The organism is Streptomyces sp. YKOK-I1, assembly GCF_054660435.1.
In genome coordinates this window covers 3020118-3040753 of the sequence record NZ_BAAGDR010000001.1, presented here as the reverse complement: position 1 = coordinate 3040753, position 20636 = coordinate 3020118, and the positions used below count along the sequence as shown (strand labels likewise).

The following is a 20636-nucleotide window of genomic DNA, read 5'->3' as shown; positions in this document are numbered from 1 at the left end:
GACTGGACGGATGGCCAGGCGCGAGAGAGTCATGAGGATGTCGGTGGAGCTGCCGCTGTGGCGCGCGCTCTCCGGCTACCGGGTCCTGACGATGCTGTACGCGGTCGGCCTGTTCGCCACCGCCTACGACGACTACGACCGCCCCGGCGTCGCCATCGCCTACTTCGCCGTCCTGTTCGTCTGGACGCTCGCGACCCTGCCCCGGGTGCAGAACGCGGCGGCCTGCACCAAGCGTTTCCTCGCCGTCGACCTCGCCGTCGCGCTCACCGGCATCGTCCTCACCCCGTTCGTGGTCAGTGACCAGCACATCCAGGACGGCGGCCCCACCCTGCCCTCGATATGGACGGCGGGCTCGGTGCTCGCCTTCGCCATCAAGGGCGGCTGGCGCTGGGCGGCGTTCGCCTCCACGCCCGTGGCCGTCGCCAACCTGATCGAGCGCGGCCACCCGGCCCACGACACCGTCCACAACGTGATCCTCGTCTGGGTCGCCTCCCTCGCCATCGGGTACGTCGTCGAGGTCGCCCGCGCCTCCGAGCGCACCCTCGCCCGCGCCCTGGAGATCGAGGCCGCGACCAGGGAGCGGGAGCGGCTCGCCCGGGACATCCACGACGGGGTGCTCCAGGTGCTGGCCATGGTGCAGCGGCGCGGCGCGGTCCTCGGCGGCGAGGCGGCCGAGCTGGGCCGACTGGCCGGTGAGCAGGAGGTCGCGCTGCGCACCCTGGTCTCCGGCGGGCTCGTACCGGTCTCCCGGGTGTCGGAGGACCTGGCCGAGGGGGCCGTCGTACGCCTGGTGGAGGTGCCCGAGGAGCCGGCGGAGAGCGGCGGACCGGTCGATCTGCGCACGCTGCTCGCGCCGTACGCCGCCGCGAAGGTCGCCCTCGCGGAGCCGGGCGCGCCGGTGCTGCTGGAGCCGGCCGCCGCCCGCGAGCTGGCCGCCGCGGTGGGCGCCGCCCTGGACAACGTGCGCCGCCACGCGGGCGAGGACGCCCGCGCCTGGATCCTGGTGGAGGACGAACCCGGCGAGGTGATCGTCACCGTGCGGGACGACGGGCCGGGCATCCCCGAGGGGCGGCTCGCCCAGGCCGAGGGCGAGGGGCGGCTCGGGGTCGCCCAGTCGATCCGGGGCCGGCTGCGCGACCTCGGCGGCCGCGCCGAGCTGATCTCGACGCCCGGACAGGGCACCGAAGTGGAGTTGACCGTGCCGAAGGCCGTGGCGGGGAAGGACAGCAGGCGATGAGCATCAAGGTCATGGTGGTCGACGACCATCCGATGTGGCGCGACGCGGTCGCCCGGGACCTCGCCGAGTCGGGCTTCGACGTGGTCGCCACCGCCGGCGACGGCGAACAGGCCGTGCGGCGTGCCAAGGCCGCCGTGCCGGACGTGCTCGTCCTGGACCTCAACCTGCCGGCCAAGCCCGGTGTCCAGGTGTGCAAGGAGGTCGTCGCCGCGAACCCCGCGCTGCGCGTCCTGGTGCTCTCCGCGAGCGGTGAGCACGCCGACGTCCTGGAGGCGGTCAAGTCCGGTGCGACCGGCTATCTGCTGAAGTCGGCGTCCACCGAGGAACTCCTGGACGCGGTGCGCCGAACCGCGGTCGGCGACCCGGTGTTCACGCCCGGCCTCGCCGGACTGGTCCTCGGCGAGTACCGCCGGCTGGCCTCCGACCCCGGTCCCGCCTCCGGCCCGGACGAGCCGGACGCGCCGCGGCTGACGGACCGGGAGACCGAGGTGCTGCGGCTGGTCGCCAAGGGGCTCAGCTACAAGCAGATCGCCGAACGCCTCGTCATCTCCCACCGCACGGTGCAGAACCACGTCCAGAACACCCTCGGCAAGCTCCAGCTGCACAACCGGGTGGAGCTGGTCCGGTACGCGATCGAGCGGGGTCTCGACGACGAGTGAGGCTCGCGGAGGCGGGCATGTCGTCCGGCTAGCCGACCGGTCGCAACGACCTCATCAACTCCCGCACGATCGCAGCCCCGTTCACCGTCAGCACCGACTCCGGGTGGAACTGCACCCCCGCGAACCCGGGACCCCGTACGGCGTGCACCTCCGCGTTCGGGGCCCGGCTCACCTCGACGCCCCGCCCGGCCAGCTCCTGCGCCCTCGCGTCGTCGCACCGGGCCACGAAGCTGTTGTAGAACCCGACGGTCTCCTCCCGCCCGAACAGGTCCACCACGGTCTGCGCCCCCTGGTACGGCACCTCCTTGCGGACGATGTCCAGCCCCAGCTCCGCCGCGATCAGCTCGTGGCCGAGGCAGACCCCCAGCACCCCGTGCCGGTGCTCCCGCAGCACCCGCGCGGTCAGCTCCCGCAAAAAGCGCATCTTCGGGTCGCCGAGATCGGCCGGGTCACCGGGACCGGGGCCCAGCACCACCGGCCCCTCGTGCGCCGTCACCGTCTCGCGCAGCCCGGGCTCGTCGTAGCGCCGGACGGACACCTCCAGGCCGCCGGAGCGCAGCACGTGCGCGAGCATCGCCGTGAACGTGTCCTCCCCGTCCACGACCAGCGCATGACCGGTGAGGTCCTGCGTGCGCTCCTGCATCCGCAGCCAGAACGGCGCCAGCGACGAGCGCCGCCCGTCCAGCGCGGCCCGTACCCGGGGATCGTCCGCGAGCCGGGGACGCGTCCGCTCCTGCGCGGGCCGGCCCGGCCGTACGCCGAGCGCCGCCAGCACGCCCGCCGCCTTCGCATGCGTCTCGGCGACCTCGCCCGCCGGGTCGGACCCCCGGACGAGCGTGGCGCCGACCGGCACCCGCAGCCGTCCCGCCGCGTCGATGTCGGCGGTCCGGATGAGGATGGGGGAGTCGAGGGTCTGCGCCCCGCCGGAGTCCCGGCCCAGCAGCGCCAGCGCCCCCGCGTAGTAGCCCCGCCCCCCGACCTCGTGCCGCTCGATGACCCGGCAGGCGTTCTGCACCGGCGACCCGGTGACCGTCGCCGCGAACATGGTCTCCCTCAGCACCTCCCGCACGTCCAGCGAGGACCTCCCGCGCAACTCGTACTCGGTGTGCGCGAGATGCGCCATCTCCTTCAGCCGGGGCCCCACGACCACCCCGCCCATGTCGCCGACGGTGCACATCATCTTGAGCTCCTCGTCGACCACCATCGACAGCTCCTCGATCTCCTTGCCGTCGGCGAGGAAGCCGAGCAGATGCTCCGGGGTGGGCCCTTCGGCGGGATAGCGGTACGTCCCGCTGATCGGGTTCATCACGACCGTCCCGCCGGACATCCGCACATGCACCTCCGGGCTCGCGCCCACCAGCGTGCGGTCCCCGGTGTGCACCACGAACGTCCAGTACGCGCCCCGCTCGCCCTCCAGCAGCCGCCGGAACAGCGCGAGGGCGTCCGCCCTGCCGAACCCGGCGATCCCACCCTCGTACGTCCGCCGGATCACGAAGTTCGCGCCCTCGCCGCGTCCGATCTCCTCGCGCAGCACCCGCCCGACGATCGAGGAGTACTCCTCGTCGGTGACGTCGAAGCCCCCGCCCTCGACCCGCACCTCGTGCGCCGGGAGCTGGGCGAGCGCCTCGGCGAGCGGGAGGGCGTGGCGCTCCTCGGGGGTGAGGACGGCGAGCGGGGTGCCGTCGTCGCGGACGTCGAAGCCGCGCTCCCGGATCTGGCGGAAGGGGACGAGCGCGAGGCCCTCGTCCGGGAGGTCGGCCAGCCGGTCGTACGTGGTGACCGGGCCGACCAGCACCTCCACGGTCTGCTCGTCGTGGCCGGGGGTGCGGCGGCGCAGCAGGGCGAAGGGGCGGTCGTCGTGGGACAGCTGTGTCAGGTCCATGGTTCCTCTGCAAGGTGGGGAGGTGGGAGAGGAACGGACCCCGGAAACGCCGAAGGCCGCCCCTCGGGCGGCCTTCGCGACGTCGTGTGTACGCGCAGTCAGTGGGCCGCCGGGAGGACGGTCCACCACCAGTTCTGGGTCGAGTGCGCGAACATGTGCCGCACCCTACCCCACGCCCACCTGAGCGCGGGGGCGTCTCACCTGTCGAGCCGGGGCGAAAAGGACTCGACACGACCCCGTAATGTTGAGGGCGTGACCGTGAACGCTAAGACCAGCGCGAGCGCTGGCAACACCTGGCGAGACCTGCCCGCGGCGCAGCAGCCCGAGTACCCCGACACCGAGGCTCTGCGCGCAGTCGTTGCGGAGCTGGAGTCGTATCCGCCGCTCGTCTTCGCGGGCGAGTGCGACCAGCTGCGCGCCCGGATGGCGGCCGTCGCCAAGGGAGAGGCGTTCCTCCTCCAGGGCGGCGACTGCGCCGAGGCATTCGACGCGGTGTCGGCCGACCACATCCGCAACAAGCTGAAGACCCTGCTCCAGATGGGCGCCGTGCTGACGTACGCCGCGTCCGTCCCCGTGGTGAAGGTGGGCCGGATCGCCGGCCAGTACTCCAAGCCGCGCTCCAAGGGCACCGAGACCCGCGACGGCGTGACCCTGCCGACGTACCGCGGCGACTCGGTCAACGGCTTCGACTTCAACGAGGCCGCCCGGATCCCGGACCCCGAGCGGCTGAAGCGCATGTACCACGCCTCGGCCTCCACGCTGAACCTGGTGCGCGCCTTCACCACCGGCGGTTACGCCGACCTGCGCCAGGTGCACGCCTGGAACCAGGACTTCGTGAAGTCCTCCCCCTCCGGCCAGCGCTACGAGCAGCTGGCGCGCGAGATCGACAACGCGCTGAACTTCATGCGGGCCTGCGGGACCGACCCGGAGGAGTTCAAGACGGTCGAGTTCTACTCCTCGCACGAGGCGCTGCTGCTGGACTACGAGGCGGCCCTGACCCGGGTCGACTCCCGCACCGGGCAGCTGTACGACGTCTCCGGGCACATGGTGTGGATCGGTGAGCGCACCCGGCAGCTGGACCACGCGCACATCGAGTTCGCCTCGAAGATCCGCAACCCGATCGGCATCAAGCTCGGCCCGACGACCACGGCCGAGGAGGCGCTCCAGTACATCGAGCGCCTCGACCCCGACCGTGAGCCCGGCCGGCTGACCTTCATCGTCCGCATGGGCGCCGACAAGGTCCGCGACAAGCTGCCCGAGCTGGTCGAGAAGGTCACCGCGTCCGGCGCGGTGGTGGCCTGGGTGACCGACCCGATGCACGGCAACACCTTCGAGGCGGCCTCCGGCCACAAGACCCGCCGCTTCGACGACGTGCTCGACGAGGTCAAGGGCTTCTTCGAGGTCCACAAGGGCCTCGGCACCCACCCGGGCGGCATCCATGTCGAGCTCACCGGTGACGATGTCACCGAGTGCGTGGGCGGCGGCGACGAGATCTTCGTCGACGACCTCCACCAGCGCTACGAGACGGCCTGCGACCCGCGGCTGAACCGCAGCCAGTCCCTCGACCTGGCGTTCCTCGTCGCGGAGATGTACCGCGACCAGTGACCCTCCGGTCAGTGGAGTGGGGCGCGGATCACATACGATCCGCGCCCCACTCCACTTTTGCCGTCACCGAGTGCCGGGTAAGGTTAGGTTATCCTTATTGATCTCGGCGGGAGGTGAATCCGCGTGTACGTCTGCAGCTGCTTCGGAGTGACTGAAGCGCAGGTCCAGCAGCACGCGGACGACGGTGCCTGCACACCCCGCCAGATAGCCTCCGCCTGCAAGGCCGGCACCGACTGCGGTTCGTGCGTCCGCCGGATCCAGGCGATCCTCGGCCGGGGCACCTGCCCGCGCCGGGAGCTCGCCGACCAGGGCCGGCCGGTCCTGTCCTCGCTGGACGGACTGGACGGACTGGACGGACTGGACGGACTGGAAGAAGCCGCCTAGCTCTCGGGCTGTTCGATCAGCTGCGCGATGTACAGGGCGTCACCGAGCTTCTCCACCAGCTCCAGCTGGGTGTCGAGGTAGTCGATGTGGTGCTCCTCGTCCTCGAGGATCGACTCGAAGATGTTCGCCGAGGTGATGTCGCCCTTCTCGCGCATCACCTTGATCCCGCGCTTGAGGCGGTCGATCGCCTCGACCTCGATCTGGCGGTCGGCCTCGAACATCTCCTTGACGGTCTGGCCCACCCGCACATGGAACAGCCGCTGGTAGTTCGGCAGGCCCTCGAGGAACAGGATCCGGTCGGTGAGCACCTCCGCGTGCTTCATCTCGTCGAAGGACTCGTGCCGCGTGTACTTCGCGAGCTTCGTCCAGCCGAAGTTCTCCTGCATCTTGGCGTGGAGGAAGTACTGGTTGATCGCGGTGAGCTCACCGGTGAGCTGCTCGTTCAGGAACTCGATGACCTCGGGGTCGCCCTGCATCGCAGAGGCTCCTTCCACCTGGGGAGTCGGGGAGGTTGCCGCCGCATGATTGCACCGGTGGGAAAGATCGTCCAGTAAGTGCGTACTTAGTAAGTTAGTGCATGCTTAGTCGGTGTTGCCCGATTCGGGACATGGCAGGTCATGTGCACTGTGTCGGGTCTGTCAGGATGGGGACATGGGTCAGCCGGTGGAGCGCGAATCTGGAGAAGCAGCAGCGTCCGAGCTTCCGCCGGGACAGCGACTGCAGCGCGGCTGGCCGGTCACCCACTACGGGCCGGTCCCCAAGTTCCGGCCCGAGCGCTGGGAGTTCCGGGTCTTCGGCGGCACCGCCGACGGTGAGAAGCGCTGCTGGAACCACGAGGAGTTCACCGCCCTCCCGTACGCGACCGTCGTGGCCGATCTGCACTGCGTGACCAAGTTCAGCATGCTCGGCGCCGAGTGGGGCGGGGTCCCGGCCCGGACCGTCCTGGAGATCGCCCCGCCCGCCGCCGACGTCACCCATGTGATGGTGTGGGCGGAGTACGGCTTCAGCTCCAATCTGCGCCTGGAGGACTTCGCCGCCGAGCGCACGATCTTCGCCACCCACAAGGACGGCGAACTCCTCACCGCCGAGCACGGCTTCCCCGTCCGGCTCGTCGTGCCCCACCTCTACGCCTGGAAGGGGCCCAAGTGGGTCCGCGGCGTCGAGTACATGACCGCCGACCGCCGGGGCTTCTGGGAGGAGCGCGGCTACCACAACATCGGCGACCCCTGGAAGGAGCAGCGCTACTCCTACCAGGAGGAACCGGGGGACGGCCCCGAGCTCTGAGCCTCAGTGGTGGTACTGGTGCACCACCGCATGACCCTTGCCGCGCCCGATCATCCACTTGTTGACCGGCACGGTCACCACGAAGGCGATGACCAGCGAGATCGCGAGCGAGGCCCAGAACAGGACGTCGGACAGGGTAGCGTCCATCGCGTCGGGCCACAGTACGATCACACCGTTGTCGATCAGCTCCATCACCGCGATCGACAGCGTGTCCGCGGCCAGCGCCACCCGCAGCGCGGCACGGAAGCCGAGGCCGGCCCGCAGCACCCCGCGCAGGGTGAACGAGTAGCCGAAGAAGAAGGCCAGGACGATCGCCAGCACCGTGGTCGGCAGATTGCCCCAGCCCAGTGCGGTGCCCACGACCATGCCGAGCACCTCGCCGATGGCGCAGCCGGTGAGGCAGTGCAGGGTGGCCTGGGCGGCCATGGCCCAGGTGGCGGCGGCCGGTGCCGCGGTGTGGTGGACGTGCGCGGTGTGCGTCTCGTGCTCCATGGGTGCCCCCAATGCCGGATGACGGTTCCTGAGTCGCTCGCCTGAGTCGCTCACCTCAAGGAACCGTATACCCCCCTGGGGTATTCCTGAACGTGCTACGCGTCCCGGAGTTTCTTCAGCCGTTCCACGTCCGTCGCATGGCCCTCCTTGCCGCCGGGCGTCTCGATGATCAGCGGGACGCCCTCCGTCGCCGGGTGGGTCATCAGCGCGCGGAACGGGTCCTCGCCGATGTGCCCGGCGCCGATGTTCTCGTGCCGGTCCTTGTGGGCGCCGACCACGTCCTTGGAGTCGTTGGCGTGGATCAGCTTGAGCCGGCCCTCGCCGACGGTGTCCACCAGCAGGTCCAGCGTCTCGTGCATCCCCGACGGGCCGGTCAGATCGTGCCCCGCGGCGAAGATGTGGCAGGTGTCCAGGCAGACGCCGAGCCGGGGATGCGCGTCCAGTGCCTCGAAGTACGGCCCGAAGTCCCAGGTGCGGGAGCAGAGCGAGGAGCCCTGCCCGGCGGTGGACTCCAGCAGCAGGAACGGGTCGTCGTCGTGGGTCAGCTCGTCCAGCAGCGGCAGCAGGTGCTCCCGCACCTGCTTCAGCGCCACGGACCGCTCCCGCCCGCCCGTCGCGCTCCCCGTGTGCACGACCACCCCGAGCGCGCCGATCGCCCGCCCCCGGCGCAGCGAGTGCCGCAGCGACTCCACCGACCGCTCCACCGTCGCCTCGGTGTGCGACCCGAAGTTGATCAGGTACGGCGCGTGCACGTACGCCGGGAGCGACTCCGCGGCGCACGCCTCCCGGAACGCCTCGTCCTGCGCGGGGTTGCCCACCGGGGTGGCCCAGCCGCGCGGGTTGGCGACGAACACCTGGACCGTCTCGGCCTTGAGGTCACGGGCGTACGACAGGCCCACGGAGTGCAGTCCGCCGGCCACGGGGACATGACCGCCGACGGGGTTGCGGGAGGGGAAGGGCGCTGCTGGGCGGGATGGCTGACTCACCCGTTCAGGGTGTCATGCGGTGCCCCGGACCCGGTCACCGGATGGTGATCGTGATCGTCGACCCCTTGGGTGCGGTGTCGCCGCCGTCCACCGACTGCTTCTTCACCGTGTCACCGAACAGCCCGAGCAGCCCGCGGTCCTCCTTGACCTCGAATCCGGCCTGTTCGAGCGCCGTCTTCGCGTCGTCGACGCTGTCCCCGACCACGTCCGGGACCTCGACCATCTCCGGGCCCTTGGACAGCGTCAGCGTCACCGTGTCGCCGTCGGCGGCCTGGCTGTCCGCCTCCGGGGTCTGCGCCGCGACCTGCCCCTTGTCGAACTCGGACGTGACCTGTTCGGCGGAGACCTCCACCGTCAGACCGGCCTCCTCCAGCTCGGCCTTCGCGTCGTCCAGATCCTCGCCGGTGACGTCCGGGACGTCGATCGCGCTGCCCTTGCTGACGACGATCGAGACCGCCGAGCCCGCCCGCCGCTCCGTGCCCGCCTCGGGCGAGGTGCTGATCACGAAGCCCTTGATCACATCGTCGCTGAACTCCTGGGTGACCTGCCCCGGCTCCAGCCCGTCCGACGTCAGCAGCCCCTTGGCCTTGTCCAGCCGGGACCCCGTCACATCCGGCACCTTCACCGTCTGCGGGCCGTCGGAGACGGTGAGCGTGACCGAGTCGTGCTTGCGGATCCGGGTGCCCGGCTCCGGGTCCGTGCTGATCACGGTGCCGCGTCTGACGGTGTCGCTGTAGGCGTGCTTGACCGCGCCCACCTCGAGTCCGGCGGACTCCAGCCGCTGCTCCGCCTTCGCCCGCGACTGCGTGAGCACCGCCGGCACCTTGGTGAACTGCCCGGAATTGATGTACCAGACGCCGGCGCCGACGCCGATCACCAGCAGCACGACGGTGACGAGGGCGAGCAGCCCGCGCCGGGGCCGCGCCCCGCGCCGACGGGGAGGCAGCGGAGGGGGGCTCTGGAACCGGGAGGTCCGGTTGACCTCGTCCGGGCCGAACCCCTCCTCCTCGTTGACCGGCAGCGGCCGGGGCACGGTCAGCGAGCGCGGGATCACGCTCGTCCGGTCCTCGGCGTTGTCATGGGCGGCGGACACCGCCTGCGGGGGCACGGCGTCGAGCTGGTCCTCGGTCAGCCCGGCGCGGGCGTCCCGCACCTGGCCGAGCAGCGCGACCGCGTCCTGCGGCCGGATCTCCCGGGTGCGGGCGGTGGCCGAGGCGACCAGTTCGTCCAGCGCGAGCGGCAGGCCGGGGACCTCGGCGGAGGGCGGCGGTACGTTCTCGTGGAGATGCTTGTAGAGCACGATCGCGGGGGAGTCCCCGTCGTGCGGCTTCTCCCCGGTGAGCATCTCGTAGAGCACGACACCGCACGCGTACACGTCGACCCGGGGGTCGGCGGCGCCGGGCGTCTCGATCTGCTCGGGCGCGAGGTAGGCGACGGTCCCGAGCACGGCGCCGGTGGTGCTGGTCACCGTGTCCACGGACCGCACGAGCCCGAAGTCCGCGACCTTGACCCGCCCGTCGTCCCCTATCAACACGTTCTCGGGCTTCATGTCCCGGTGCACGAACCCGGCGCGGTGCGCGGCGCCGAGCGCGGCGAGCACCGGCTCCAGGATGTCGAGCGCGGCCCTCGGCTGGAGCGCGCCGCGCTCCCGCAGCACGTCCCGCAAGGTGCAGCCGGCGATGTACTCCATCGCGAGATACACATACGACCCGTCCGTCCCCTGGTCGAACACCTGTACGACGTTGGGGTGGGCGAGCCGTGCGACGGACTTGGCCTCCCGGATGAACCGCTCGACGAAGGACCCGTCGGCCGCGAGCGCCGGATGCATCACCTTGAGGGCGAGCACACGGTCGAGGCGGGTGTCCACGGCCCGGTAGACCGTGGCCATCCCGCCCACGGCGATCCGCGCGTCGATGCGATACCGCCCGTCGAGCACCTGCCCGACCAGAGGGTCCTGAAGGGTCGTGTCCACGCAGCGAGTCTACGAGCCACGACCGACACCCCACCCCCACCCACCCATTCGGAGCACGACTGCAGCCGACCTGTGACGCACCCTGCGAGGCGGGGGTGGGGGTGTGGGGTGTGCGGGGGCGCGGGCCTGCGGGGCGGGCGTGAGGGGCGTCGGGAGGAGTGTGCGGAGGTGGGGGTGGGTGAGGGGCGGCCGCCGATGGTGGGTGGCCCCCTCGGGTCGGGTCGGCTCTTGGCCTACTGGAAACGGGTGGTGCGGGGGTGGGGGAGGGGCGGGTCAGAAGGCGGGGCGTTCCGGGTCCAGGGCGGCCAGACCCTCCGTGGGGGAGGACGCCTCCGCGAAGTAGCGGCGGGGGATACGCCCCGCCAGCCGGGCCAACCGCCCCGCTTCGACACCGGCCCGCATGGCCGACGCCATCCGCTCAGGATCCGGCGACCGCGTCACCGCCGACGCCAGCATCACCCCCGCACACCCCAACTCCATCGCCAACGCCACATCGGACGCCGTCCCGGCCCCCGCGTCCAGAATCACCGGCACCCCCGCCCGCTCCACGATCAGCTGGAAGTTGTGCGGGTTGCGGATCCCGAGCCCCGACCCGATCGGCGACCCCAGCGGCATCACCGCCGCACACCCCACGTCCTCCAGCTTCCGCGCCAGCACCGGATCGTCGTTCGTGTACGGCAGCACCGTGAACCCGTCGTCCACCAGCGTCTCCGCCGCCTCCAGCAGCTCCACCGGATCCGGCAGCAGCGTCCGCTCGTCGGCGATGACCTCCAGCTTCACCAGCGACGTCCCGAGCGCCTCCCGCGCCAGCCGCGCCGTCAGCACCGCCTCCCCGGCCGTGAAGCACCCCGCCGTGTTGGGCAGCACCCGGATGCCGAGCCGCCGGAGCACCGACAGCACGGAGCCCCGTACACCGGGGTCCACCCTCCGCATCGCCACCGTCGTCAGCTCGGTCCCGGACGCCACCAGCGCCCTCTCCAGCACCTCCAGGCTCGGCGCACCCCCCGTACCCATGATCAAACGGGACGAGAAGGACGTACCACCGAGGAGGAACGGGTCGTCGGCCACGGCGCTCACCCTCCCTGCACGGCGGTCAGGACTTCCACCCGGTCGCCCTCGCGGAGCGCCGTCGCCGACCACTCCGTGCGCGGGACGACCGTCTCGTTCAGCGCGGCCGCCACCCCGGAGGGCGCCGCCGTCAGGGACCGTACGACGCTGTCGAGGGCCGTACCGGGAGCGACCGCCTGCCGCTCCCCGTTCACCGAGATGTTCACCGAGACGTTCATACGAGCTGCTCCGAGCGGGCGGCGGCGCCGAAACGCCGGGGCGTGAAGGGGCGGGCCTCGTCGGGGAGTTCCCCGGTGGCCAGGGCATGCGCCAGGGCGTCCCCGGTCACCGGCGTCAGCAGCACCCCGTTGCGGTAGTGCCCGGTGGCCAGCAGCAGCCCCTCCAGCGCGGTCGGCCCGAGCAGCGGCGCGTTGTCGGGGGAGCCGGGCCGCAGTCCCGCGCGCGTCTCCGTCAGCGGCAGTTCCGTGATGCCCGGCACCAGCTCGTGCGCGTCGCGCAGCAGTTCGTACACGCCGCCCGCCGTCACCGCCGTGTCCCAGCCCAGTTCCTCGCTGGTGGCGCCCACGACCAGCTCGCCGTTCTCCCGGGGCACCAGATACACCTGGCTGCCGCGCACCACGGCCCGCACGGTACGGCTGAGGAACGGCGCGTACCCGGCCGGCACCGACAGCCGCAGCACCTGCCCCTTCACCGGCCGCACCGGCGGCAGTACGTCCTCCGGCACCCCCGCCAGCCGCCCGCTGAGACTCCCCGCCGCGAGCACCACCTGCCCCGCCCCCAGCGCCGTACCGTCACCCGTGACGACCCCCGCCGCCCGCCCGCCCACGACCGACAGCCGCTCGGCCCACGCCCGGTGCAGGACCACCCCCGCCCGTTCGCACGCCACGACCAGCGCGTCGGCCAGCCGCCGGGGATCGATCTGGTGGTCGCCGTCCACCCGCAGCCCGCCCCGCACCCCGGGCGCGAGCATCGGCTCCAGGCGCCGGCACTCCCGGCCCGTGAGCCACTCCGACTCCAGCCCCGACCGCGCCTGCAACGCGTGCAGTTCCCGCAGATGGGCGCGGTCGTCGGCGTCCAGCGCCACCGCGAGCGTGCCGCACCTGCGGTAGCCGAGGCCGAGCCCCGTCGCCTCCGTCAGCTCGGCCGCGAAGTCCGGGTACCGGCGGGCCGAGGCCAGGTTGAGCCCCAGCAGGGTCTGCTCGCCGTGGTGCAGTTCGGTGACGGCGGCCAGCATCCCGGCCGCCACCCGCGCGGCCCCGCCGCCCGGCTCGGGGTCCACCACCGCCGTGGCGAACCCGCGCTGCGCGGCCCGCCACGCCGTGACCAGCCCGATGATCCCGCCCCCCACGACGAGGACGTCGGATGTACGTGTACGCGACATGGGCGTCCAGCCCCTCCCTTCGCCGGCATGACCCGGATCAGGTTCGTACGGTCGGAGGCCGGCCAGCCTCCCTCTCAGCCCGGTGCGTCCGGGCTCCCGCGAGTGCTCTACGTTGGCCACACCCTAGCCCGTGCTTCCGCGCCCCTGTAAAGGGAGCCTCCCGCCCCGCAAGGAGCCCTGTCCCGATGCCCCGTTCGCTCGACGGTCTCGTCCTCGCCCCCGTCGCCGACCAGGCCCCGGGCCAGGTCGGCACCCGCACCCGCTTCGCGTACCACGAGCACGACGGTGTGATCTGGGCGGACTACGCGGGCGGCGACGTCGTACGCGGCCATCTCGTGGGTACCCGTGAGGAGGACCGGCTCGACTTCCGGTACGTCCAGCTCAAGCAGGACGGTACGACCTCCTCGGGGCACTGCGTCTCGACGGTCCTCGCCCTGCCGGACGGCCGGGTGCGGCTGGAGGAGACCTGGTCCTGGGAGTCGCAGGAGGGCAGCGGCACCAGCGTTGTGGAGCAGGTCACGGAGCACGACGGCTGACTGACGAAACGTCAGGTGTCTATGGTGATCAGGTGAGCGAGCTGAGCAGGGAAGAGGACAGGCGGGCCGGGCGGCGCGTGGTCGTCGTCGGCGCGGGCATGGCCGGGGTGCAGACCGCGGTCGCCCTGCGCGAACAGGGCTTCGACGGCACCGTGACGCTGATCGGCGCGGAGCCCCACCAGCCCTACGACCGGCCACCGCTGTCCAAGGCGGTACTGCTGGGCAAGGCCGAGGGCTCCGCCTTCGACGTCGACTTCGAGGGCCTCGGCATCGAGCTGCTGCTCGGCCGCGAGGTGCTCGGCCTGCGGCCCGCCGACCACGAGGTGGACACCGAGGCCGGGCCCGTCCCGTACGACGTCCTCGTCCTCGCCACCGGCGCCGAACCGGTCCGGCTGCCGGGCGCCGACGGTGTGCCCGGCGTCCATCTGCTGCGCACCCTGGACGACGCCGAACGGCTGCGGCCCGTCCTCGCCGCCGCGCACGACATCGTGGTCGTCGGCGCCGGCTGGATCGGCGCCGAGTTCGCCACCGCCGCACGCGAGGCCGGCTGCGCGGTCACCGTCGTCGAGGCCGCCGACCGGCCCCTCGCCGGCGCCCTGCCGGCCGAGGTCGCCGCCCCGATGACCTCCTGGTACGCCGACAGCGGCACCGACCTGCGCACTCGCGCGCGCGTGGCCCGCGTCGAGCCCGGCGCGGTCGTCCTCGACGACGGCACCCGGCTGCCCGCGGGCGCCGTCGTCGTCGGCATCGGCGCCCGACCCGCCACCGCCTGGCTGGCCGACTCCGGCGTCGCTCTGGGCCCTCATCACGAGGTCCTGGCCGACGACCGGCTGCGCACCTCCGTCCCGGACGTGTACGCGGTCGGCGACTGCGCCTCCTTCCCCTCGGCGCGCTACGGCGAACGCCTCCTCGTCCACCACTGGGACAACGCCCTCCAGGGCCCCCGCACGGTCGCCGCGAACATCATCGGCACGGCCACGGACGAGCCCCCGGCCGTCTACGACCCGGTCCCGTACTTCTGGTCCGAGCAGTTCGGCCGCTTCGTCCAGTACGCCGGCCACCACGCCCCGGCCGACACCCTGGTCTGGCGCGGCGACCCGACGGGCCCGGCCTGGAGCGTCTGCTGGCTCCGCGAGGGCCACCTGACCGCCCTCCTGGCCGTGGGCCGCCCCCGCGACCTGGCCCAGGGCAGACGCCTGATCGAGTCAGCCACCCGCATGGACCCTGAGGCGTTGGCGGACCCGGGCCGCCCTTTGAAGACCGCGACTGCACTCACCTAGGGGCGCGGGGAACTGCGCGACCAGCCCCCACGCGGCCGCACCCGACCACGCACCCATCGCCGCCCACCCCCACATGCGCCTACCCTTGACCCCGTGACCGAGATTGACGCAAAGACCGATGCTCTCGTCCCTGCCTGGCTGACCGTGCCCGACATCGCGGAGATGCTCGATGTCGACGTGATCCGTGTCCGGCAGCTGATCAAGGAGGGCCAGCTCATCGCCGTACGCCGCGGTGAGAACCGCGCGCTGCACGTGCCCGCCGCCTTCATCGACGGCGACAAGGTCGTCAAGGGCCTCGCCGGCACCCTGACGCTGCTGCGGGACGACGGCTTCACGGACGAAGAGATGCTGGAGTGGCTCTTCACGCCCGACGACAGCCTGCCCGGCACCCCCGCCCAGGCCCTCAGCGAGAATCGCGGTACGGAGGTGAAGCGCCGCGCCCAGGCGCTCGCCGTCTGAGGCAGCCAGTACCGACACCACGGGGGACACCGATGACCGACACCGCTCGCGCACGCCTGGCCGACGCCCGCCTGTACCTGTGCACGGACGCCCGCACCCGCCAGGGCGACCTCCCGGAGTTCCTGGACGCGGTCCTCGCGGGCGGTGTCGACATCGTGCAGCTGCGCGACAAGGGCATGGAGGCCGCCGAGGAGCTGGAGCTGCTGGCGGTGTTCGCCGAGGCCTGCGCCCGGCACGGCAAGCTCCTCGCGGTCAACGACCGGGCCGATGTCGCCCACGCGGCCCGCGCCGACGTCCTCCACCTCGGCCAGGGCGACCTGCCGGTCCCCGCGGCCCGCGCGATCCTCGGCGACGACGTCCTCATCGGCCGCTCCACCCACTCCCGGGCGGAGGCGGAGGCCGCCGCCGTCCAGGAGGGCGTGGACTACTTCTGCACCGGCCCCTGCTGGCCCACCCCCACCAAGCCCGGCCGGCCCGCGCCCGGCCTCGGCCTGGTCCGGCACACCGCCGCCCTCGGCACCGAGCGGCCCTGGTTCGCGATCGGCGGCATCGACCTCGGCACCCTCGACGAGGTGCTGGAGGCCGGCGCCCGCCGGGTCGTGGTCGTCCGGGCCCTCACCGAGGCGGACGATCCGGGCACGGCGGCGGCGGAGTTCGCGAAGCGGTTGCGTCAGCACTAAGGACGTCTGCCCGTATGCCTGCCCGTATGCCTGCCCGTATGCCTGTCCGGATGTCTGTCCAATGGGTGGACAAGCGGCCGACAATTCGGGCAAATATCCGGCATCCGGTTGGGTGACCGTCGGCCCCTGGATAACCTGCGGGTATGGCCCTAGGAACCGCATCCACCAGGACGGACCGCGCACGCACCGTGCGTGACATCCTGGCGACCGGCAAGACGACGTACTCGTTCGAGTTCTACGCGCCGAAGACGCCCAAGGGCGAGCGGAGCCTGTGGGACGCGCTCCGCAGGGTCGAGGCGGTCGCCCCCGACTTCGTCTCGGTGACCTACGGCGCCGGGGGCTCCACCCGGGCGACCACGGTCAAGGAGACCCAGCAGATCGTCGTCGACACCACCCTCACCCCGGTGGCGCACCTCACCGCCGTCGACCACTCCATCGCCGAGCTGCGCAACATCATCGGCCAGTACGCCGACGCCGGGATCCGCAACATGCTCGCGGTGCGCGGCGACCCGCCAGGCGACCCGATGGGCGACTGGGTGCCGCATCCCCGGGGCCTCACCTACGCCGCCGAGCTCGTCCGGCTCATCAAGGAGTCGGGCGACTTCTGTGTCGGCGTCGCCGCCTTCCCCGAGATGCACCCGCGCTCCGGCGACTGGGACACCGACGTCGCGCACTTCGTCGACAAGTGCCGGGCGGGCGCCGACTACGCCATCACGCAGATGTTCTTCCAGCCCGAGTCCTACCTGCGGCTGCGCGACCGGGTCGCGGCGGCCGGCTGCGAGACCCCCGTCATCCCGGAGGTCCTGCCGGTGACGAGTGTGAAGATGCTGGAGAGGCTGCCAAAGCTCAGCAACGCGCACTTCCCGGACGTCCTGAAAGAGCGGATCCTCACAGCCAAAGAGGATCCGGCCGCTGTACGCTCCATTGGAATCGACTTCGCCACGGAGTTCTGCGCTCGGCTCCTCGCCGAGGGAGTGCCCGGACTGCACTTCATCACGCTCAACAACTCCACGGCGACACTGGAAATCTACGAGAACCTGGGTCTGCACCACCCGCCGCAGGCCTAGACCGGTCGCACCGATTTACGACACACTGCGTAGCGGCCACTGGGAGAGGGGCGTACATGGGCTGGACGGTCCTCTACATCGCGTTCGGCATCGTCGCGCTGTGGCTGCTCGGTGAGGTGCTGCTGCAGTACAAGGCGCGCCTGCGCTGGCGACTGCTGGCCTTCGTGGGCTTCCTCGGTGTCGTGCTGGGCGTGCTGATCCCCTCGGTGATCGTCATCGGGCTGGGCGCGGCCGCCTTCGCGGTCGGCCAGACGTACGTCACGCTGTCCTTCCGCCGCGGCTTCGCCGAGGGCTGGGCCGTGCGCCGCGGCGACGGCGAGGGACCGCTCCCCAAGGGCCTGGGCAAGGGCCGCCGCACCAAGGACGACCGCGAGGACCCGGACCTGGACGGCGCCGAGCCGGGGACCGGGAGCCTCCCCGGATACGGCGACATCGATTCCTCCTCCTTCGGCGGCGACGGCCCGGTCTACGGCCAGGACAAGGGCGCGGGCGCCTTCGCCGAGGAGGACTACGACCGCGACGACGTCTTCACCCCGGCCGCCCGCACGGCCCAGGCCTCCGCCGCGGAGACCACCACCGTCTACTCGCCGCAGCCCATGCCCGACGACACCAACGCCTACGGCATATACACCGACTCCTCCGAGTTCGCGGGAGCCGGCGGCCAGTCCCAGGACCAGTACGCGACGGCCGCCCAGGGCGCCGACCAGAGCTACGGCTACGACGGCTACTCCGGGTACAACCAGCAGCAGTACGGCTACGACACCACCGGCGAGCAGCAGTACGCCGCCTACTCCGACCCGTACATCGGCACCCAGACCTACGGCGGCGGCTCCTACGACGGCGGCTACGACCAGCAGCAGTACGGGCAGCAGGGCCACGGCCAGGACCAGTACGGCACCGGCGCCACCGGGGGCTACGGGGAGACCCCGGCGGGCGGGGTCTGGGTCCCGCAGCAGCGCACCGACGACCCGTTCGGCAGTGAACTCCCGCCCGAGCAGCAGCAGTACCCGTACCAGGGCGACGGCCAGCAGGGTCAGCAGGGGCAGCAGAACCACGGGTACGACGACCAGCAGTACCGCTTCTGACGGCCCGGCCGTCAGGCCCTCACTGCGAGCCGCGGAACTCCGGTCCCTCCACGATCAGTCCGGCCACGAGCGCACCCGACATGCCGGCGTGGGGCAGCCCGCCTCCCGGATGTGACCAGCCGGCGGCCGTGAACAGCCCTTGCAGACCGGTCGAGTTGGCCGGGTGCAGCAGTCGGCCCCCGGCCGCCGCCAGCGACGGCGCAGGGACGGCGCCGCCCGGGGCTCCCGTCTCCGCCGCGATGTCCGCGGGGGTGCGCACCTCGCGCCACAGCACACGGTCGCGCAGCCCCGGCACGGCCCGCTCGGCCGCCGAGACCAGAGCCTCCACGTGTTCCTCGCGGATCTCCGCCCCCGCGGGCACCGTGGCACCGAGCGTGACCGCCTCGTGGTCGCCGTCCGGCAGCAGCGCCGGATCGCCGGGCCGCACCACCGTGACCGTCGGCCGCGCGGGCACCGCGGGCGCCGTACCGAACAGGCTCTCCAACTCGCCCTCACGGTCCCCGGTGTGCACCACCGTCCGGTGCGCGGTGCCCTCAGGCCGGGCACCGCGCAGCGCGAGCAGCACCGTCAGCCTGCTGGGCAGGCCCCGCTGGGGCGGCACCTCGCCCTCGCCCCGGACGGGCAGCCCCGCCGTGCCGCCGGGCGCGACCACGAAGTCCGCGTCCACCACCTCGCCACCGGCCAGCTCCACACCGGTCGCCCGGCCGTCCTTCTCCAGCACCCGGACGACCTCGGCGCCGAAGACGAACTCGACCCGGCGGGCCACGCACCGCTCGTACACCGCGCGGGCCAGCTCCCGCAGACCCCCGCGCACGTACCACATGCCGAAGGCGTGCTCCATGTACGGCAGCACGGCCGCGCTCGCCGGGGCGCGGCGGGGATCCAGGCCGTACACGAGCGCGTGCCCCTCCAGCAGGGCGGCCAGCCGGGGGTCACGCAGCTCCCAGGCGCCCACCTCGGCGAGGGTGCCCGCCCGGCGGGTGCGCAGCAGCCTCTTGTGCGGCACCGCCGGATAGGGCTCACGGTCGGCCAGCACCCGCCAGTTCGGCCACAGGGGCTCCTCCAGGAGCGGACGGCGGGTGCGGTCCCAGGCCTCGCGGGCCCGGACCAGGAAGTCGCCCCAACGCAGCCCCGCGCCCGGGCCGAGCGCCCCGTCCAGGGCGGAGACGACCCCCGCACGCGAGGCGTTCGGCAGGGACACCTCGGTGCCGTCCGCGAACAGGTGCCGGGCCGACGGATCGACCTGGACCAGCTCGACGCACGCCTCCAGCGGCTCCTTGCCGGTCTTGACGAACAGGTCCCGGTAGACCGCGGGCAGGGGCAGCAGCCCCGGCCCGGTGTCGAAGCCGAAGCCGTCCCGCTCGAAGCGGCGCACCGCTCCGCCGTACGTCTCCGTACGCTCGTACACCGCCACCCGGTGGCCCGCGACGGCCAGCCGGGCGGCGGTCGCCATCGCGCCCAGCCCGGCGCCGATCACCGCAATCCGTGCCATGCCGGTGACTTTATCGGCCGCCACCGACAAGTACGGCGACGGAGGCGATCGTGACCAGACGACCGCGGAGCGTTCTGGGGTTGAGCACACAGCCCTGAGTACACGTACCTAGTCGGTGAGTTGAGTACGCGCGCGGATGGGGGCCGGCCTGCGCGAACGCGACAGTGGAGACACGGAAAAGGGGCGCGGCTCCGGCACCGGCGACACGGGGCGCCGGAACGGAGCGGCCCTCGCTCCGCTCCTTCCGCCGACCAGTCGGCGGGAGCGAGACACGGGGGAGATACGGGGAGACCCGGGGGAACCGACCGCACGGGGGAACGGGGGAAATCGGGGGGAACGGGGGAGCACGGGGAAGCGCCGGTGCGTGGTGGCCCGCGGGGGACGTGGCCATGGCGGACCGGCGCTTTCGTGCGTGCGCGTCCCGTCGTAGGTGCCCCGTCCGTCAGCGGGGACCGCTCACCCGCCCCTGCAGCAGCCGGGACAGCGCCGAGTGGACATCGTCCAGCGAGCGCTCCGGCTGGAACGCCTGCCAGTCCAGGGCGGCCACCAGGACCATCCCGACCAGCGCGGACGCGGTCAGCTGGACATCGATCTCCTCGCTGAACTCGCCGTTGTCCACGCCCTCGCGCAGCACGCCCTCCACGACGGCCACCGCCTGCTCGCGCACCACCATCAGCGTGGACTGCCAGGTCCGGTTGGTGCGCCACAGCTCGGCCACGTACAGCTGGGTGAAGGACGGGTAGCGCTCGATGAAGACAAGGCCGGCGCGGACCATCGCGTCCAGCGCGTCGACCTTGCTGCCGCCCCGCTGCTCGGTGTCCTCGGCGGCCTGTCTCAGGGAGGCGGTGAGCAGGCCCACGCCGTGCCGCAGCAACTCCTCGAAGAGGACCGACTTGCTGGCGAAGTTGTAGTAGACCGTGCCCTTCGCGACGCCGGCCCGCTCGGCGATCTCGTCCACCGTGGTGGCGGAGAAGCCCTGTTCGGCGATGAGGGTGACGGCCGCCTCGTAGAGCTTCTGCCGGGTGGCCTCGCGGCGGGTGCGGCCGCCCGACGTGGTGCTGCTTTCCATGGTCCCGATTGTCACAGG

General features: G+C 72.2%; 22 protein-coding genes and 1 riboswitch. Of the genes, 11 read left to right on the top strand and 11 right to left on the bottom strand.

Translation table 11 applies throughout. The features are described from left to right. Nucleotides 1–10 precede the first annotated feature (10 nt). Both macS and ACYQ8Q_RS13125 read left to right on the top strand, forming a co-directional pair. On the top strand, nt 11–1237 hold the full coding sequence (gene macS / locus ACYQ8Q_RS13130; RefSeq protein WP_460064659.1) for a MacS family sensor histidine kinase: 1227 nt from the start codon (nt 11–13) through the stop codon (nt 1235–1237). An 11-nt stretch (nt 1238–1248) separates the two neighbouring features. Next, on the top strand, nt 1249–1896 hold the full coding sequence (locus tag ACYQ8Q_RS13125) for a response regulator (RefSeq protein WP_460073292.1): 648 nt from the start codon (nt 1249–1251) through the stop codon (nt 1894–1896). A 28-nt stretch (nt 1897–1924) separates the two neighbouring features. Here ACYQ8Q_RS13125 and ACYQ8Q_RS13120 read toward each other — a convergent pair whose 3' ends face one another. Both ACYQ8Q_RS13120 and ACYQ8Q_RS13115 read right to left on the bottom strand, forming a co-directional pair. Next, nucleotides 1925–3778 (bottom strand): anthranilate synthase family protein, encoded by a 1854-nt coding sequence (locus ACYQ8Q_RS13120; protein ID WP_460064658.1) that lies wholly within the window; start codon nt 3776–3778, stop codon nt 1925–1927. 98 nt (nt 3779–3876) lie between these two features. Then, the gene (locus ACYQ8Q_RS13115) at nt 3877–3933 is read right to left on the bottom strand and encodes a trp operon leader peptide (RefSeq protein ID WP_460073290.1); all 57 of its coding nucleotides are present in this window, start codon (nt 3931–3933) and stop codon (nt 3877–3879) included. Nucleotides 3934–4030: 97 nt separating this feature from the next. Here ACYQ8Q_RS13115 and ACYQ8Q_RS13110 point away from each other — a divergent pair, with 97 nt between their 5' ends. Beyond that, complete coding sequence (locus ACYQ8Q_RS13110; protein ID WP_067245155.1) at nt 4031–5383, top strand: class II 3-deoxy-7-phosphoheptulonate synthase; 1353 nt, start codon at nt 4031–4033, stop codon at nt 5381–5383. Between the two features lie 123 nt (nt 5384–5506). Then, complete coding sequence (locus ACYQ8Q_RS13105; RefSeq protein ID WP_460064656.1) at nt 5507–5767, top strand: (2Fe-2S)-binding protein; 261 nt, start codon at nt 5507–5509, stop codon at nt 5765–5767. Here ACYQ8Q_RS13105 and bfr read toward each other — a convergent pair. Next, entirely contained in the window at nt 5764–6243 is a 480-nt protein-coding gene (bfr, locus tag ACYQ8Q_RS13100) for a bacterioferritin (protein WP_055637255.1), read from the bottom strand. The two genes, ACYQ8Q_RS13105 and bfr, sit on opposite strands and share 4 nt — an antisense overlap. 175 nt (nt 6244–6418) lie before the next feature. Between bfr and ACYQ8Q_RS13095 the strand changes: the two genes are divergently transcribed. Then, nucleotides 6419–7051: a sulfite oxidase-like oxidoreductase gene (locus ACYQ8Q_RS13095; protein WP_460064654.1), complete on the top strand. Its 633-nt coding sequence runs from the start codon at nt 6419–6421 to the stop codon at nt 7049–7051. 3 nt (nt 7052–7054) lie between these two features. Here the strand turns inward: ACYQ8Q_RS13095 and ACYQ8Q_RS13090 are convergent, their stop codons facing one another. The 6 genes from ACYQ8Q_RS13090 to thiO all read right to left on the bottom strand — a co-directional run bounded on the left by ACYQ8Q_RS13090 (nt 7055) and on the right by thiO (nt 12950). Further along, nucleotides 7055–7543, bottom strand: a complete 489-nt coding sequence (locus tag ACYQ8Q_RS13090; protein WP_460064652.1) for a DUF4396 domain-containing protein — start codon at nt 7541–7543, stop codon at nt 7055–7057. Nucleotides 7544–7638: 95 nt separating this feature from the next. Further along, nucleotides 7639–8529 carry a deoxyribonuclease IV gene (locus ACYQ8Q_RS13085; protein ID WP_460064650.1) on the bottom strand — a complete coding sequence of 297 codons (891 nt, stop codon included), beginning with the start codon at nt 8527–8529 and terminating at the stop codon, nt 7639–7641. Nucleotides 8530–8563: 34 nt separating this feature from the next. Continuing rightward, nucleotides 8564–10501: a Stk1 family PASTA domain-containing Ser/Thr kinase gene (gene pknB, locus ACYQ8Q_RS13080; RefSeq protein WP_460064649.1), complete on the bottom strand. Its 1938-nt coding sequence runs from the start codon at nt 10499–10501 to the stop codon at nt 8564–8566. A 273-nt stretch (nt 10502–10774) separates the two neighbouring features. Further along, nucleotides 10775–11569, bottom strand: a complete 795-nt coding sequence (locus ACYQ8Q_RS13075) for a thiazole synthase (RefSeq protein WP_460064647.1) — start codon at nt 11567–11569, stop codon at nt 10775–10777. A gap of 5 nt (nt 11570–11574) precedes the next feature. After that, a complete protein-coding gene (gene thiS, locus ACYQ8Q_RS13070) occupies nt 11575–11775 on the bottom strand; it encodes a sulfur carrier protein ThiS (protein WP_460073288.1) in 201 nt (66 codons plus the stop codon). Between the two features lie 8 nt (nt 11776–11783). Next, entirely contained in the window at nt 11784–12950 is a 1167-nt protein-coding gene (gene thiO / locus ACYQ8Q_RS13065) for a glycine oxidase ThiO (protein WP_460064645.1), read from the bottom strand. Beyond that, nucleotides 12948–13060: riboswitch (TPP riboswitch) on the bottom strand. It overlaps the preceding gene by 3 nt. Before the next feature lie 75 nt (nt 13061–13135). Between thiO and ACYQ8Q_RS13060 the strand changes: the two genes are divergently transcribed. From ACYQ8Q_RS13060 to ACYQ8Q_RS13035, 6 genes are all read left to right on the top strand, one after another. Continuing rightward, a complete protein-coding gene (locus ACYQ8Q_RS13060) occupies nt 13136–13486 on the top strand; it encodes a hypothetical protein (protein ID WP_460064643.1) in 351 nt (116 codons plus the stop codon). A 77-nt stretch (nt 13487–13563) separates the two neighbouring features. Continuing rightward, nucleotides 13564–14766 carry an NAD(P)/FAD-dependent oxidoreductase gene (locus tag ACYQ8Q_RS13055; protein WP_460073287.1) on the top strand — a complete coding sequence of 401 codons (1203 nt, stop codon included), beginning with the start codon at nt 13564–13566 and terminating at the stop codon, nt 14764–14766. A gap of 93 nt (nt 14767–14859) precedes the next feature. Continuing rightward, nucleotides 14860–15225: an Rv2175c family DNA-binding protein gene (locus ACYQ8Q_RS13050; RefSeq protein ID WP_055638238.1), complete on the top strand. Its 366-nt coding sequence runs from the start codon at nt 14860–14862 to the stop codon at nt 15223–15225. A gap of 32 nt (nt 15226–15257) precedes the next feature. Next, on the top strand, nt 15258–15905 hold the full coding sequence (gene thiE, locus ACYQ8Q_RS13045) for a thiamine phosphate synthase (RefSeq protein ID WP_460064642.1): 648 nt from the start codon (nt 15258–15260) through the stop codon (nt 15903–15905). Nucleotides 15906–16048: 143 nt separating this feature from the next. Further along, the gene (gene metF / locus ACYQ8Q_RS13040) at nt 16049–16972 is read left to right on the top strand and encodes a methylenetetrahydrofolate reductase [NAD(P)H] (RefSeq protein WP_460064641.1); all 924 of its coding nucleotides are present in this window, start codon (nt 16049–16051) and stop codon (nt 16970–16972) included. A gap of 56 nt (nt 16973–17028) precedes the next feature. Further along, nucleotides 17029–18057, top strand: coding sequence for an SCO2102 family sporulation regulator (locus tag ACYQ8Q_RS13035; RefSeq protein WP_460064639.1), 1029 nt, complete (start codon nt 17029–17031; stop codon nt 18055–18057). A gap of 19 nt (nt 18058–18076) precedes the next feature. Here ACYQ8Q_RS13035 and ACYQ8Q_RS13030 read toward each other — a convergent pair whose 3' ends face one another. Both ACYQ8Q_RS13030 and ACYQ8Q_RS13025 read right to left on the bottom strand, forming a co-directional pair. Further along, nucleotides 18077–19549, bottom strand: a complete 1473-nt coding sequence (locus ACYQ8Q_RS13030; protein ID WP_460064637.1) for a phytoene desaturase family protein — start codon at nt 19547–19549, stop codon at nt 18077–18079. Nucleotides 19550–19991: 442 nt separating this feature from the next. Next, nucleotides 19992–20618, bottom strand: a complete 627-nt coding sequence (locus ACYQ8Q_RS13025) for a TetR/AcrR family transcriptional regulator (RefSeq protein ID WP_460064636.1) — start codon at nt 20616–20618, stop codon at nt 19992–19994. Nucleotides 20619–20636: the final 18 nt, after the last annotated feature.